The sequence below is a fragment of the Paenibacillus sp. UASWS1643 genome (genome assembly GCF_008693195.1).
Classification (GTDB): Bacteria; Bacillota; Bacilli; order Paenibacillales; family Paenibacillaceae; genus Paenibacillus; species Paenibacillus amylolyticus_B.
Window position 1 is genome coordinate 1,378,132 of sequence record NZ_VXKZ01000115.1, and the last position, 15,648, is coordinate 1,393,779.

General features: G+C 46.9%; 11 protein-coding genes and 1 pseudogene. 2 read left to right on the forward strand and 10 right to left on the reverse strand.

Annotated features, from left to right (window positions below):
* Positions 1-62: 62 nt before the first annotated feature.
* Positions 63-5,288, reverse strand: coding sequence for an S-layer homology domain-containing protein (locus FE296_RS30225; RefSeq protein ID WP_150367441.1), 5,226 nt, complete (start codon positions 5,286-5,288; stop codon positions 63-65).
* 449 nt (positions 5,289-5,737) lie between these two features.
* On the reverse strand, positions 5,738-7,294 hold the full coding sequence (locus tag FE296_RS30230; protein ID WP_017688769.1) for an ABC-F family ATP-binding cassette domain-containing protein: 1,557 nt from the start codon (positions 7,292-7,294) through the stop codon (positions 5,738-5,740).
* A gap of 197 nt (positions 7,295-7,491) precedes the next feature.
* Between FE296_RS30230 and FE296_RS30235 the strand changes: the two genes are divergently transcribed.
* Positions 7,492-7,965: an SET domain-containing protein gene (locus tag FE296_RS30235; RefSeq protein ID WP_150367442.1), complete on the forward strand. Its 474-nt coding sequence runs from the start codon at positions 7,492-7,494 to the stop codon at positions 7,963-7,965.
* A gap of 230 nt (positions 7,966-8,195) precedes the next feature.
* Here FE296_RS30235 and FE296_RS30240 read toward each other — a convergent pair.
* From FE296_RS30240 to FE296_RS30270, 8 genes and pseudogenes are all read right to left on the reverse strand, one after another.
* Positions 8,196-8,675, reverse strand: a pseudogene (locus FE296_RS30240) (DUF1349 domain-containing protein); the annotation flags it as partial.
* A gap of 15 nt (positions 8,676-8,690) precedes the next feature.
* Positions 8,691-8,816, reverse strand: coding sequence for a hypothetical protein (locus FE296_RS34000; RefSeq protein ID WP_317889437.1), 126 nt, complete (start codon positions 8,814-8,816; stop codon positions 8,691-8,693).
* 37 nt (positions 8,817-8,853) lie between these two features.
* Positions 8,854-10,200, reverse strand: a complete 1,347-nt coding sequence (locus FE296_RS30245; protein ID WP_150367717.1) for a dihydrolipoyl dehydrogenase family protein — start codon at positions 10,198-10,200, stop codon at positions 8,854-8,856.
* 50 nt (positions 10,201-10,250) lie between these two features.
* The gene (gene opuFB, locus FE296_RS30250) at positions 10,251-11,765 is read right to left on the reverse strand and encodes an osmoprotectant update ABC transporter permease/substrate-binding subunit OpuFB (RefSeq protein WP_150367443.1); all 1,515 of its coding nucleotides are present in this window, start codon (positions 11,763-11,765) and stop codon (positions 10,251-10,253) included.
* A complete protein-coding gene (locus tag FE296_RS30255; protein WP_150367444.1) occupies positions 11,758-12,732 on the reverse strand; it encodes an ABC transporter ATP-binding protein in 975 nt (324 codons plus the stop codon). Before FE296_RS30255 ends, opuFB begins: the two co-directional genes overlap by 8 nt.
* Positions 12,733-12,953: 221 nt before the next feature.
* Complete coding sequence (locus FE296_RS30260) at positions 12,954-13,814, reverse strand: ergot alkaloid biosynthesis protein (protein ID WP_190945642.1); 861 nt, start codon at positions 13,812-13,814, stop codon at positions 12,954-12,956.
* Positions 13,804-14,250: a nuclear transport factor 2 family protein gene (locus FE296_RS30265; RefSeq protein ID WP_124114394.1), complete on the reverse strand. Its 447-nt coding sequence runs from the start codon at positions 14,248-14,250 to the stop codon at positions 13,804-13,806. Before FE296_RS30265 ends, FE296_RS30260 begins: the two co-directional genes overlap by 11 nt.
* Before the next feature lie 131 nt (positions 14,251-14,381).
* Complete coding sequence (locus FE296_RS30270; RefSeq protein ID WP_124114392.1) at positions 14,382-14,966, reverse strand: TetR/AcrR family transcriptional regulator; 585 nt, start codon at positions 14,964-14,966, stop codon at positions 14,382-14,384.
* 168 nt (positions 14,967-15,134) lie between these two features.
* Between FE296_RS30270 and FE296_RS30275 the strand changes: the two genes are divergently transcribed.
* Complete coding sequence (locus FE296_RS30275; RefSeq protein ID WP_017688778.1) at positions 15,135-15,497, forward strand: iron-sulfur cluster biosynthesis family protein; 363 nt, start codon at positions 15,135-15,137, stop codon at positions 15,495-15,497.
* Positions 15,498-15,648: the final 151 nt, after the last annotated feature.

Consider the following 15,648-nt stretch of genomic DNA (forward strand, 5'->3'; position numbering starts at 1 on the left):
CCAACCTAAGTTCCAGGTCAAAGTAAGCCTTCTTTTTCATACGTTACGATTCTGGTGTAACATCATTTATTCCATACCAGTTTGCTCATCATCGCATATAACAACGTAGCCGATTCGGCTCGAGTCGCTTCGGCAAGTGGTTTCACCTCACCGTTGTACCCGTGGGCGATGCCCAAATCCACAAGTAAGGCCACACTATCCCGGGCATAGGAACGAATCTCGGAAGCATCATGGAAACGAGTAAGGTTATCCGTTGCAGCCGTCTCGGCGTCAACCAGACCAGCCGCTGCAAGTGCTCTAACTGTCAACGTCATCATCTCCTGACGAGTGATCGTCGACTCTGGCAGGAAGCGCCCGTCACCGGTACCACTGGTGATACCTAGTGAACGCGCAGCTGTAACTGCTTCGTAATATGGAGCCTTTTCGTTTACATCAGTGAATGCATTCCCGGAAGAAGCATTCAAGCCGAGCGCAGTCATCAACCATTGCATGTATTGACCGCGACTCATCTCCTGTTTTGGATGCAACCGGGTGGAATCCCCACTTGTTTCGGCATCAATTACACCTCTGACAGCCAAAGCCTCCATTGCCTTCTTGGCCCACTGCACTTCTGCAAGATCTGCGAATGTCTGCTCCACAGGCATAACAGCATAATTTCCTGTGAGTGATGTTACGGAAAATACAAGCTGCCCGCTCTTTGGATCGTAGTAACTTTGCGGCAAGGGGCTTGCCACACCGTTCACGCCAATTACAAATGCTACAATCCGATCCTGCTGAGCATTTTGTGATGAAGGGTAAGGCAGACGAAGGTTCAACTCGCTTTCCGCTGGCCATGGTTGACCATCCAGTTGAAGTTCAAGCTGGACTCCATATTGCGTGCCAAGCTGATCTGCAACTGTTTTTGGTAACTCCGTTCTGACCAATCGGATGGATGCCATCCCATCACCAACGATGTCCTTCGTTAACAGTGTCGCAGGAAGCTCCAACATGCCCAGCTCTGTAACAATGTTGAACACATTTGACTCACCCTGATCTATTAACGCAGAGGCAGGGAGAGATACTTCATATGCCGTTGCTCCCGAAACCGGCTTCAACCGTAGTTCGACCAAGCGCCGACCCGCATCTGTTAAGGGGGCAACTTTAAAAGCATCTTTGATCGTTGAAGCATCCACGTTGGACTGCACTACACCCTTCTGGTCAGGCTTTCCCTGCAACTCCAGAACGGAACGGTCTTTCTCCGGTTTAGGTTGTGGTACCGAATTCTCTGCACTTGGGTTACCACTTCCGGATTGTCCGCCATTGCTGGATGAACCAGAACCATTTCCTGGATTTCCACCGGAACTGCCGCCTGGATTACCGCCCGAACCAGGGTCCGTGCCTCCAGGTGAAGGAGCAGATGCCTGCACCTTCACCGTCAACGGTACAGTCAAGGCTCTTGTGTCGTCAGAAGTTCGAGTGATTTCCAACTCCAGTGTTACTGTTGTTTCCTTGGATGGTGGGACAATCGTTCCATCGGTTTGAATGACGGACGGTACCGAACTGGAAGCAATCTTCACCGTGAAACCTTGCGGCACGGATGGTAACTTCAGTTTTTTCGCACCTGCGGAAGGCTGTTCCAACGCTGTAATACTTGTAGCTACATCAACAGCGCTCTGCTGAGCCGTGTGCACCTGATAAGCGGAAGATACACCTCTCAAGGATTGCCCCGTGGCATCCAAAGCTTCCACTTTGTAATAATATTCTGTGCCGGGATTCAGTTCACTGTCCGTGTACTCCCGCCCATTGCCACTATAGACCACCTTGTACTCACCTTGCTCAAGATCTGAGCGGTAGAGCTTGTAGCTTGCTGCACCAAGATGAGCATCCCAGTGAAGCGTTGCGCTCGTTGAATCCAACCCATCAGCATTAAGGCCAGCACTATCATTTGCAGGTGGCGCGGCGTCAGGTTTAACGATCATAATCCAGCTAATCATCGGGTCCTGCGATGCCGTATTGCGCACGGTCAACTCCAGCTTATTGTCCGACACGCTGATGCCTTTATGGGCTCTAACACTGGCAGGCGTAAACGTAACTGCACCGGTATTGGTGCCATTGATGATGAAATTGGCTCTGCGCGATGCATTCGTCCAAGGATCGTTGAATCCTGCGTACACATCATATGTTCCGTTCGGTACATCAAATCTGTAGGATAAGTCTGTGCCTTTAGGAGAATTGCTGATATTGCCACCGTTCAGATAACGTACGGTCGAGAAAATATCTCCGCCATTTGAGCCGGATGACAGTGCATCTGCGCTGGTGTATCCCCAATTGCGACCCTCTGCCGGAACGTACATCTGGTCCGCCGTTCCTGGGTTCGCAAGTGTTCCTTTCATATACGCACCCATAAGACTGTAATCAGCCGTTTCGTAACCCCCGCTGTTCACAAAATATAGTGTATTCTCCGGAATGACATTTAAGCGAACTGCCTGCTTTTTGTTGTTAAATTCCGGTGTCGTTACCTGTAACGTGAGCGGTCCTGGCTTGGCAAAATCTTCTGCCGTCATGGCCCGGTTATCAATCGTCCATATTGCTGGCGTTGATACCAGTGCTCCACCCTCGCGCACATTCAATGTTGTTGGCAAGGATGGTACTTTGCCTAGCGCCACGGCTTCTGGCAACGGATCAGCAATATCAACCTTGCCCATCGAATTCAGCAGATCCGGTGTCCAACTGTTATACCACTTGATCGCGATGTCGGAGCCTATTCCAAACTCAATGGGCAAGAACACGTATTTTGCAGCATCATTCGAGAAATTGCCACCATTCCACGTATCCCCTACGTAAATGAATTTGCCTTTTTCCGGATCGACCGGAATGACGGAAGTGGTCTGTGTGCCAAATGCCTTGCCTGGATCGGGATCGGTTGGCAACGTACGCACGAACGGATTGGTCTGCGTTGACCACGGGCCAAAAATGTTATCCGCCACCGTCACTTTGTTTTCGTTAGGGGCCCAACCGGAAGCTCCGGAAGTCAAAATATAATATTTCCCCTGATACTTGAACATCGCCGGTGCTTCACGTTGCCCTCCCGGGAACACACGCACGTAATCTACGCCGTATTCCGCCTGATAGGTGGAATCTCGTACCGGATTGCCTTTTTCATCCGTTCGTCCTTCCTTATGCCACCCTGTTACGTCACTATAGTCTTCATTCAGTTTGGAGATATATAACGTCAGGTTTTCTTCGCTGGAGTAGATCAGATAACCGGTACCGTCATCGTCCTTGAACAACGTCATGTCACGGGCCATGCCCTTATCGCTTGGGAAGTAATCTTTCTCCCCTTCGGGAGCTCTGTCCATCCGGTAACTCTTCTGATACACAAAAGGCCCTGTTGGAGAGTCACTGATCGCATAACCGGCCCTCGCCTTACCGTAATTCGCATTATCGTTATAGGGGTCTTTGTCGCCGTCCATGTGGGCCCACATCACGTATTTCTTTGTTTTGTCGTTGTAGATGACCTTTGGTCGTTCAATGATCCGTCCTTTGCGGATATCTGCCCAGATATCCACGCGGTCTTCACGCCCCGCATACAATTTGGAGATCAACGGGTCATGGTCAAAATCATCCATGGATTGAAGTGTTGTTAAAGCCATGCCTTCATCCGTCCAATTCATCAGATCCTTGGATGAATACACACGCACACCAACTGCTGGCCAGCCGCCCTTATGATATTCGCCATACCAGTAATAAGTCTCCGTCTGTTCATCATAGAAAAAACCAGCCCCATGTGCATCGATCGGTTTCCCGTCCAGATCTGGCCACAATTGCCCTGGTGTAATGCTTGTGCGAACTGTGGCAACACCCAACGGTGCGGATGCTGGAGAAGTTACGCTGTCCACGGTCGCCTGAATGATGTAAAAATATCCTGTGCCCATCGTCAGACCACTATCGTTAAACGTGTTTTCATTGCCACTATAGACCTGCTGATACGTACCCGTAGCACTGGTTGCACGGGACACGGTATACGTTACATCAGATCCAGGCAGGACATTCCACCCCAGAGAGATTGATGTGTCCGTCACAGCTGTGGTAGCGAACTCTGCTGGAGAGTCAATGGAGTATGTCGTAGCTTCAGCAACAGCAGCCGCTGACTCACCAGCTGCGTTATAGGCTGTTACGCGATAGCTGTAGCTGGTGCCCGGCTCAAGTGCATTATCCGTGAATGTGAGCCCTTTACCTTCATAGATTTGCTCGTATTGCTCACTGCCAGCTTCGGCCCGAACCACGCGATAACCCGTTGACTTGTCCACGGCGGACCAAGATAGCTTCACGCTTGTAGCATTGAGTGCTTCGGCCTTTAATTCGCCAGGAGCCTGTGGTGCCGACGCAGTCGTCCGAACTTCCAGCGGAGCAGTCCATAATGATTCGGTTAGGCCTCCGTATTCATAAGCGAGCCTGTAATAATACACCGTATCCCCACTTAATCCTTCATCCGTGTGTCCTAAAGTCCCGGTATTGGTTACCAGGGAATAGCCGCCTTCAGGCGTAGAGGAACGATACAAGCGATAGGCTGATGCACCCACGATTTCAGACCATTGCAGTGAAACCGAAGACGCTGTCTGCTCAGCAATAGAGAGCTGAATATCGTTCTCAGGCGGATGCTCCGCAATGATCACGTCATCTGCATGTACCGACTGCCACTTATTCCGAATGCCCACGGTACCTGACCCGTATGTAGGATCGACCAGATCAAATACCAACCGATCGGAGCCGTTTTCCGCGATATACCCGCGAATGGTGGTACCTGATAACACCACTTTGAGTGTGTACCATGTGTTTTTGGCAAACGCATAGTCCACCGTTTTCAAAGTAGTATCTGTTCCGTTCACCCGTTTGGAGAAAACGAGTTTGTTGTTGGGTACCTGCATTTGAAAATAGTAAAAGTTGCTCTTATCTTGGAACCGCGGCAAAATGCCCGGAAATCCTTTACCTTCTCCTGTATAAAAGCGCATGGACACGGTCATGTCCGACATGGATTCTCCAGTAGAGATGATGCCTTCATTGGTATCGCTCTGGAAAAGTGTGAAGTTGGACGCATCTGTCGGGTCCGTGATCACTTCCCAGTTGCCTGAACTTACGTTCCAAGCAGGTGATTCCGTGTAATCCCCATCCGAAAAATCGTCCTGCAGCAACGTGGCGGGTATACTCCCCAGATCGGCATACGCCTTACTTGGTAGCATCAACGGTCCCGAAGACAGCGCAAGTGTTGCAGATAACATGAATATCATGGGTTTCCTGAGTTTATCCAATGTTCATTCTCTCCTTTGGCGTGAAAGATGAAAGCATGGTTCTTGATCGCGCGGTGTTGTTGTTCAACCTATCCTCAGCAGCCGGCGGTCAATACAAAAGCGGGGTCCACCTCCTTATTTTAATGAAACCGGTTTCATTAGAGTGCAAAAAAAGACCCGTCTTCCCTTCTAAGTGCAAACTGGTACCCATACGGAATACCGTGTCTTCTTCGCCCCTATGCAGTGAAACAGGTTACTAATATATAAATGTAATCGCTTTCCTGAATTATATTATTGCCTTATTCAAGCTGTCAACTGTGAATTGGGCTCAAACATTTTTCGTTAAAACCAAGCAAAAAAAGCGCGAGTTCTGCCTGTTTTGCAAGCAAAATTCGCGCCTTTTCTCACCGTTCGAGCTTGTACGCAAGCTCTCTCGTATTATTAGTGCGTGACTTTTGAACAACCTTTATTTAGAAAACTTTCGTTGTCCACGACTCACAATTCCATGTCTCCGTAACTACATCACGGTAGAATTCCGGTTCGTGGGAGATTAGAAGAATACTGCCTTTGTAAGCCTTGAGTGCACGTTTCAACTCTTCCTTGGCATCAACGTCCAGATGGTTCGTCGGCTCATCGAGTACAAGCAGGTTGGTTTCGTTATTGATCAGCTTACAGAGACGCACTTTGGCTTTCTCCCCACCACTTAGTACAGCTACCTTGCTCTCAATGTGTTTTGTAGTCAAACCACATTTTGCAAGTGCAGCACGCACTTCGAATTGGGTATAGGAAGGGAACTCCTGCCAGATCTCTTCAATACATGTATTGTAGTTGGCATCCTTCATCTCTTGCTGGAAGTAACCAATCTCCAGATGTTCACCACGTTGAACGGTTCCTTCCAGAGCCTGAATTTCACCCAGAATACTGCGCATCAGAGTTGTTTTACCAATTCCGTTCGCACCAACAAGGGCGATTTTCTGTCCGCGCTCCATACGCAGATCCAGTGGTCTGGACAACGGTTCGTTGTATCCAATTACAAGACCTTTGGTTTCGAAAATGAGCTTGCCGGATGTTCTTGCATCACGGAAGTTGAACTGCGGTTTCGGTTTCTCCTTCGCGATCTCGATGACATCCATCTTGTCGAGTTTCTTCTGTCTGGACATCGCCATATTGCGTGTAGCTACACTTGCTTTGTTACGCGCTACAAAATCCTTGAGGTCAGCAATTTCTTGTTGTTGGCGCTTGTAAGCCGACTCCAACTGCTGTTTTCTCATCTCATGCACTTCCTGGAAATGATCATAATCGCCCACATAACGAGTTAGATTCTGGTTCTCCATGTGATAGATCAAGTTGATTACACTGTTCAGGAACGGAATATCGTGAGAAATGAGGATAAATGCATTCTCATATTCCTGCAGATAACGTTTCAGCCATTCGATATGCAATTCATCCAAATAGTTCGTAGGCTCATCGAGGAGCAAAATATCGGGTTTTTCCAACAGCAGCTTGGCAAGCAGTACTTTGGTACGCTGTCCACCACTCAGATCATTGACGTCTTTATCCAGACCAATATCTGTCAGACCCAGACCACGTGCGGTTTCATCCACTTTGGCGTCAATCATGTAGAAATCCTGATTAGTCAGCGTATCCTGAATCGTACCCACATCTTCAAGAAGTTGTTCAAGCTCCTCGGGAGTCACATCGCCCATTTTGCCATACATATCATTCATTTCCTGTTCCATGTCAAACAAGTACTGGAACGCGCCGCGAAGTACGTCACGGATCGATTGGCCTTTGTTCAATACAGCATGCTGATCCAGATAACCAACACGCATCCGTTTGGACCACTCCACCTTGCCTTCATCCGGCTGAAGCTTTCCTGTAATAATGTTCATGAAGGTGGATTTACCTTCACCATTAGCCCCGATCAGACCAATATGTTCGCCCTTCAACAGGCGGAATGAAACGTCGTTAAAGATAGCACGGTCACCAAAACCGTGACTTAATTTTTCTACATTTAATATGCTCATTCATGACACCTTTTCTATATAGACTTAATTCTTTGTATATTATAAGCGTTATCTCCTGCACAACTCAACGCCCTATTAAAAAATATTACACCTTTTTGTCTGAAATTTGCCTTATATGAAAGTATGGGTTAAAATTTTGCCTTAACGAATTATTACTATATAGAACGGAGCTCTTCGAAGAGCATCAGGTGAAAAATATGATTGAAGTGAAACAATCCAAGTTGGGTGATGGTGGTGAGTTTAACCGCGGGGTATTTGCTACTGTTGATATTGCCAAAGGAACGCTTATCCATCAGGCACCCGTTGTGCCTTACCCAAATGAAGATCATGAGCATGTCGAGAAAACAATCCTGGAGGATTACGTGTTCGAATACGGGGCAAATCATACCGCTATTCTGCTCGGCTACGGCAGTCTCATCAACCACTCCTATGAACCTAACGCTACTTACGATATCAATTTTGATAACCACACCTTTGACTTCTACGCGTATACAGACATCAAAGCTGGCGAAGAAATCGTGATCAATTACAACGGTGAGGAAGACAGCATGGACCCGTTATGGTTCCTGGACGATTACGAGGAGCGTATGCTGGAGTTCAATAAGTCCGATGATGATGAGGGTGAAAAAGAGACTGAACCCCAGTCCCTGGATACGGGCACGAGTAAATAAACGTTAAACTCAAGTAAAGTTCGCAAGCACTCTATTGTATGTTCGAAAAGAACTCACTGACTCCGGTGAATGATGAAATGTGTAACTGGAGACTCTTCACAGTCCAAAGTTTAAACACACAAATAAGCAAGTCCTCCGTCAATGGAAGACTTGCTTATTTGTGTTGTCTTGCTTTCTAAGCGAGATACACCTGTTCATGTTTCATTGTTTATCGTGCATCTTAACTTGTTTTAATCCGTAATCGGCGGATCTGTATGCAAGTCTTGATCGGGTGTCGTGGATCTCCACTTGGTAAAGGCTACCTCAAACCCTGCACGCTTCGGTGAACACAGAAATGGACCAGCGTGTTTGTTCGTCGGATAGGCAAACCGTGCAACGCGAATCGTACGCCAAGGATGCTCATCTGTGCGAGCACGAATGACAACAGCCTCATTACTGTAGGAGGCTCTGATTGTTACGATTCGTCCACCCCACTCTGGCACAGGAGAGAGTGACCAATCCGAATATGTATCCGTCACGACAGCTCCAACATGAGCAACACCGTCATTAACCTCAACTCCGGCCTTGATCCATTGATCCTCTCCGTGCCATAACATCAACCCCGCCTGATCATATAATTCGGTGAATGAGCTTAGATCAAACGATACCTCAATCGCTTTCGTTCCGTCCCATGGAGCAAGCATGGCGTGTCCATCCCGATGACAGAACCCGTAGAATGTGTTCTCCTAGAAGTCACTGCCTTCCCGAGCTTCCACAACGAAACGATCCCCAACCATCCGTGCAGCAACGGGTTCCTTCGTCCACTTGCCTTCAAGAAGCCCAATAAAATCCGATGACATCGTTGTTTTCATCCTTCCTTCCGTCCCAAAGGGGAGTTCATCATCACTTCTAAATTAAAGAACCCAGGTCCGATGCAGCAGTAGGATATGCAAAATTCATGGTGTTTAACTGATCGATAGTCAGATTGAACTGAATCGCCATTGCAAAAAGGTTGATCAATTCTTCTGTTTTGCTCCCGAGCACATGCGCGCCCAGAATACGCCCAGTTGATTTATCGATCACTACTTTGGCCATGGCAAATTTTTCATGAGTTCGCTTGTAAGTATACCATTTCGACATATCATTTACCTGCACCTCATAGCCCTCTTTCTTGGCTTGCTCCGTGCTCATACCTACAGCTCCAAGGGCAGGGACAGTAAACACAATGGAAGGCATCACTTTATAATTAGGTTTGTGTTGATTTCCCTCCAACAAATTGAACGACACAGCCCGGGATTCCTGACCTGCTAACGGGGTTAAAGGCAACCCTTTTGTATCCGTTACATCGCCAGCAGCATACACTCTCGGATTACTTTCACTTTGCAAATACTCGTTCACCGTGATCCCCTTTTTGCTGTAGTTGACGTTGGCTTTCTCCAATTCCAGCCCATCCACATTAGGAACACGCCCGGCTCCATGAACGACAAGTCCGCACTGCCACTGGTGATCTGCACCATTGCGCGTGCCATGAACGACATAGGCGTTCCCCTCTTGCCGTATGGACTTCACCTCCGCGTTCAAGTGAACATGAATGCCGATCTCTTTTGATTTATGCAACAAAGATTCGACCAGCTCCACATCAAACGATTTCAGAGGCTGTTCACTCCGATGCAGGATATGGACTTCCGTCCCGGCTCTGGCCGCAATATGCGCAAACTCAAATGCAATGTATCCACCGCCTACCAGAACTAATCGATCCGGCAGCCGTTCCAGATCCAGAAAGTCATCACTATATATCAGATGCTCTGATCCCTCAATCTCAAGTGGCGCAGGTCTTGCACCAGTAGCAATCAGAATGTGTTTGCCATGGAGCACTTCTTCTCCCACTTGAATATGGTTTTCATCGACAAATGAAGCTTTACCATGGAACGTATCCATTCCGGCCTGTTTGAATTGATCTTCACTTGCTCTAGGTATGCTTTCGGTAAAGGTGCGTTTAAAGGCCATAAGTTCAGACCAGTTGATGGTCGCCTGTCCCTGAATACCTTTCCCTTGCATCCGTTCATTCCAGTCAATCAGCTCAGCCGCTCCAGCCAGCACTTTCTTGGGATCACAGCCACGCAGTGCACACGTTCCGCCGAACTCACGTTCATCAATTACAGCAACTCTCCAGCCAGCTTCAGCGCAACGGGTGATTACAGAGCTTGCCGCGCTTCCTGTTCCAATTGCAATCAAGTCATAAGTTTCTTGTGTCATCATGGTTCCTCCTCATCCTTTTGGTACATCTATTGCAGGGATGCCTGAAGTTACAGCAATCCAGCCTGTTTAAGGTACTCTGCTGCAACCTGTTCAGGATTCGCTCCCTCTACGTTCACGTCATAGTTCATCTGACGCATCTCATCATCCGTAATTTTGCCAGCAAGCTGATTCAGCACCTCAACCAGTTGTGGATATTGATCTGCCGTTTCTTGACGAAGCATCGGCGCGCCTTGATACGGTGGGAATAACTCCTGATCATCCTCCAGCACAACGAGTTCATATTGTCTCAACTCACTATCTGTGGAGTAGGCATCTACCAGATTGATATCGCCGCGTTGAACAGCACCATAGCGAAGCTTCGGTTCCATTGTTGCAACGTTCGGGAATTCAATCCCATACTTCTTCTGAATGCCAAGGTAACCGTCTTCCCGATCCGAAAATTCCAGCGTGAATCCTGCCTTCATTTGCTGTTCTACCAGTTTGAGATCCGAAATGGTCTTGAGATTGTATTGATCTGCGATGCTCTTTGGAACGGCCAACGTATACGTATTGTTGTAATCCATAGGGTTCAGTAGCACCATGTTGAACTGGCTCAGCATTCCATCTCTTGCCTGTTCGTACACCTCGGTCCGATCGGTGCTGACTGCTGTTTCCTTCATGAATTCGGAGATCGCTGTCCCGGTAAATTCGGGGTAGATGTCAATATCACCCGACTTGAGTGCATTGAAAAGGAATGGTGTTTTGCCTAATCCGGGTTTTAGTTCAACGGTCAGGTCTGTGTCTTTTTCAATCAACAATTTGTACATGTTAATCAGAATCTCCGGTTCCGCTCCCAATTTCCCGGAAATGACGAGATCCTTCTGTCCACCACGTGCCACGAAGGGAATGGTAATCACAAGTATCGCGATTATTGCCAGCGAACCAAGGGTAACCAGGGTTTTCTTGAAGGATAAACGCTGGAATTGACGCAATAGTACATCAAACAAAATAGCCAACAAGGCGGCCGGAATAGCTCCAAGGATGATCAGTGCCGTATCATTCCGATCAATGCCCAGCAAAATTAATGCACCCAAACCTCCTGCGCCGATCAAGGCAGCAAGTGTCGCCGTTCCTACAATAAGAACCATAGCAGTCCGAATTCCGGCCATAATAACAGGCATCGCCAGTGGCAGTTCCACTTTGATTAGGCGTTGCCAACTATTCATGCCCATCGCATTCGCCGCTTCCACCATGGAAGGATCAACTTCGGATATGCCTGTGTACGTGTTCCGGAGTACCGGAAGCAGCGCATACACTACCAGTGCAATGATTGCAGGAAGGGTACCTATGCCGAATAACGGGATTAGCAATCCGAGAAGCGCCAAGGAAGGTATCGTCTGCAACACAGCTGTGACCCCGATAATTGGTTCAGCCACTCTTGGTTTGCGAGTAAGGTATATACCAAGCGGAATAGCAATGAGGACAGCAAAGAACAATGCGATAAATGAGATCTGAATATGTTCCAGCAGGGCAGACAACAACTGACCTTTGCGCTCACTGAACACCTCCGTGAATCTACTCATGTCCTTCACCTCGTTCCTGTAACTGACCAGACCAGTATTTCATCAGATCAACTCGACTGATCTCGCCAATAATCTGGCGGTTACGCTCAACCAGCAGATGGTCATGGGAAGCCATGATATCAACTAACTCCGTCAACGTAATGGATACAGGAACGGCAGTTTTAGCTGATTTTGGCACATGACCCGGTGAGAGTGGTGACATGATGGATTCAAGATCAAAAACAGATTGTGAACTCGTATCGGTGTTAGGACCTCCAACAAATTCACGTACGAAATCATTAGCTGGCTGTCGGATCAGTTCTTCCGGGGTGCCTACCTGCAAAACCTGTCCATCCTTCATAATGCAGATGCGATCCCCCAGCTTCATCGCTTCCTGAATATCATGGGTGACAAACACAATTGTTTTTTTCATCTGACGCTGGATATCCAGAATATCGTCCTGTAATTTCTCCCGACTCATCGGATCGAGTGCACTGAATGGTTCATCCATCAATACAATCTCGGGATCGGCAGCGAGTGCACGCAACACACCTATTCTCTGCTGTTGTCCACCTGATAGTTCGGCAGGTTTGCGCTCACTGTACGTATCTCCGTGCAAACCAACCATGTCCAGCAACGTATGTATACGCTCCTTGATTTGATCTGACTTCCATTTTCGCAGTTCAGGAACAACCGCAATATTTTCGGCAATTGTCATATGCGGGAATAGTGCAATCTGTTGCAGTACATATCCGATATTCCAGCGCAATTCGTGAATGTTGTATTCATCGATTGGGCGTTTATTAATGCGCACTATTCCATCTGTTCGCTCAATCAGGCGATTGATCATTTTGAGCATGGTGGTTTTGCCACATCCACTCGGACCAATCATGACGAACAGTTCTCCCTTGTTAATGTTGAGGTTAACCTGACGCAAAGCCGTTGTTCCATCAGGATATTGTTTCGATACATTTTCGAACTGAATCATTCGCTCTCTTCGCCCCTTTATCTAGGGCGTGTCTCAAAACTCGCCCTAACATTCATCCTCATCTATTTCCCCAAAAGTGTGTTCGTATAATCACTGCTTTCCGTAGTGTCCCTGGTTAGGGAGAGATCCATATTTGAATCAACGATGTCAACATGCTGGTAGACATGCAAAAAGACGGGCACTAGGCACCGTCTTCTCATAATATGAAAATATTTCTTCCATTATTTCCATACTTCCATATGATTTTGAATAAATTGCTCGAATGAAATTGGGTTATTCCCCGTTATTTTTGTCACCGTATCCGTCGTTTGATCTTCTCTCCCCTCCTCCCGGATAGGCACATCCAGTCCTGCCAAGGCAGCAGCGTATTCTTCTGACATTCCTGCGCGAATCATGCTGTTTTTCAATTCATCATCGGACAAAGATTCATGCTGGATGGACTGACCCAGTACACGGCTCAAGACGTCGGCAACCTGTCCATAGGACAACGACTCCGGCCCTGTAATGATATGCTCCGTATTATGAGAAACTATATCTGTCAGAGCATGGAAGGCCACCGCCGCGATATCATCTGCACTAACAAATCCAATTTTCCCTTCACCCGTAGCACTGTAAATTTTCCCGGGTTGTTTCGTCGTCTCTCGATGCGGCCCTTCCGTAAAGTTCTCCATAAAGTAGGAAGGCTGTAATACGGCCCACTCAGGAGCATGCGCTTTTAAATACTGATGTACTTTGCCAAATATAGGACCATTCTCATCGATCGAAGCACTGCCAAGTAAAACGAATCGCTTAACTCCGTTCCACAATGCTTCCTTGATGAACGGAATCATGACGTCTTCTGGGGTCATGTCCATGACTGGCACGACAAGGTACACCTGATTCACATTTTTCAGCGCTAGCGCATATGTCTCGGAATCATACCAATCAAAATAGACATAGTTATCGGCAGAATCAGAAAGAGATGGTTTAGTTCTTCGTGCCAAACGCACCGGATAATGATGCTTTTGAAGTATGGCCGCAACACGGCTTCCCGTTTTTCCATTAGCCCCTATAATAAGTGTCAACGGTTTATCATTGATCATGCTTGTTACCTCCTAAGTCCGATTCGAGTACGACCATTGGATTCCAATAGTCTTTATAATGTGTAATTTTCCCATTAGAGTGGCTCACAACAGAGATGTAAGTTTGGTTGTATGGCTTGCCTGTAACTAATGAACGCCCTTTACAAGTAAATTCAGCCACAAACTGTTGTTTCGTGGAATCAGCCAAGATCACCGGTTCAGAAAACTGCTGGATTTCAATCATCCTCAGTAGATTATGAAGATGATTCGTAATTGCGGCTTTGCCTTCCAGTTTCTGAGGATATCCTGCTGGTGCATATGGGAATTCAAAGATAGCTTCAGATGTATATAGCTCCAACCATTGTTCTAGTTGGCCATCCAGTAGCAATTGAGTAAATCCATGCATGATCCGATGCGGTATACTATTGCCCGCTTCCATCTGCTGAGATTGCGTCATCCTTATTTCCTCCTTCAGTTTGTTTGGTGTTCTTTTTCCAGACCAATCGGTCTATAATAGTCAAAAAATAAACGCCATAAGCGTTCATTTCAAAAAAACATTAAGAATTCTTGCTCAAATCATGTAAAACATTAATCCATAGCCCTTAGGGTCATCTGTACAAAATCTCGCAGCGCTTCTGCGCTTGCACCGCTCTTCGCCGTAAAGGTCAATGAGAGTCGGGAATAATTCAGAAAACGGGCAAGCCCGGGCAATTCTTCCTCTGCGTGCCTCAATTCGCCACTCTTCTGGCCTCGTAATAGCGCAGTATGAAAAACATCTTCCATTTGTTGATTAGTGGTTTGAATAAAAGCTGCGATTTCGTGATTTTGTGGTGCCTGTTCAACCGCGCTATTAATGATGAAACATTCATTACGACGTTCGTTGTCTGTCAACACGTTAACCGCTTCGTTGAATAACTCGGTCACGCCCTGTCTCACACTTGTACATTCGTTTAATAGTCTGATCCCCGCCTCTGTCTTCTGCTGAATATAGAATTTAAGAGCAGAGACAAATAAATCATGTTTAGTTCCGTAGGTATCATACAGGCTTTGCCGCGCAATACCAAGTTCACTTAGCAGTAAGCTCAAAGATGTACCTTCATAACCGTACGCTCCAAATACAGACGTTGCTTTTCTTAGAACGGTCTCCGTGTCAAACTCCTTGGCTCTTCCCAATTTCAGACCTCACCTCCCTCTTCATTAAATAAAGAATACCCTTTCCAGACTGATCAGTCAAGAAAATAAATGCTTTGATTTATGACAAAGTGGTATAATGTGAATAGAAGCTGAATGAATTCTTTTACCATTTACCAACCATGACAACATATAAAGGAGTGTACCTATATGTATATTCAAATTACAGATTTGGCTGCAAAACGATTGACGGAAAGCCTGAATGACCAACCCGGATATTTCAAAGTGATCTATGACTTGGAAGGTTGCGGATGTAACGGAGTTATCGCTATTATCATTGTTGATGAACTTGCGGCTCTCGACGCGCAGATTGAAACCAATCTGGTTCCGTTCTATGTTGATCCGAAGCAGCAGCTGAACCTGGAACAACACATGAAGCTGGATACAGAAGAGAATTATCCTTCTTTCAAATTAAGCAGTGATTCTGGTGTGCTCAGCGCCAACGTTCGCGTTCGTGATACCCGTGCCGTAACTGTGGGAAGCTCCGGTGGATCTGACGCCTGCATGTTGTAACCCAGTCTACAGCATACTCGAAGTAATCTAGTATTATCTCTCTTTACATCAAAAGCCGTTGCATCTAATGCAACGGCTTTTTTAACGTTCTTTTCTTTATATGCCTCTATCAGCGTTGCAAAAAGACTCTATAAAGGATGAACTAACCATT

Bases quoted from the DNA above. Each gene is read 5' to 3' on its own strand.
- FE296_RS30275 (WP_017688778.1), top strand. From the start codon at position 15,135: ATGTATATTCAAATTACAGATTTGGCTGCAAAACGATTGACGGAAAGC.
- FE296_RS30235 (WP_150367442.1), top strand. From the start codon at position 7,492: ATGATTGAAGTGAAACAATCCAAGTTGGGTGATGGTGGTGAGTTTAAC.
- FE296_RS30245 (WP_150367717.1), bottom strand. From the start codon at position 10,200: ATGACACAAGAAACTTATGACTTGATTGCAATTGGAACAGGAAGCGCG.
- FE296_RS34000 (WP_317889437.1), bottom strand. From the start codon at position 8,816: ATGAAAACAACGATGTCATCGGATTTTATTGGGCTTCTTGAAGGCAAG.
- opuFB (WP_150367443.1), bottom strand. From the start codon at position 11,765: ATGAGTAGATTCACGGAGGTGTTCAGTGAGCGCAAAGGTCAGTTGTTG.
- FE296_RS30260 (WP_190945642.1), bottom strand. From the start codon at position 13,814: ATGATCAATGATAAACCGTTGACACTTATTATAGGGGCTAATGGAAAA.
- FE296_RS30265 (WP_124114394.1), bottom strand. From the start codon at position 14,250: ATGACGCAATCTCAGCAGATGGAAGCGGGCAATAGTATACCGCATCGG.
- FE296_RS30255 (WP_150367444.1), bottom strand. From the start codon at position 12,732: ATGATTCAGTTCGAAAATGTATCGAAACAATATCCTGATGGAACAACG.
- FE296_RS30230 (WP_017688769.1), bottom strand. From the start codon at position 7,294: ATGAGCATATTAAATGTAGAAAAATTAAGTCACGGTTTTGGTGACCGT.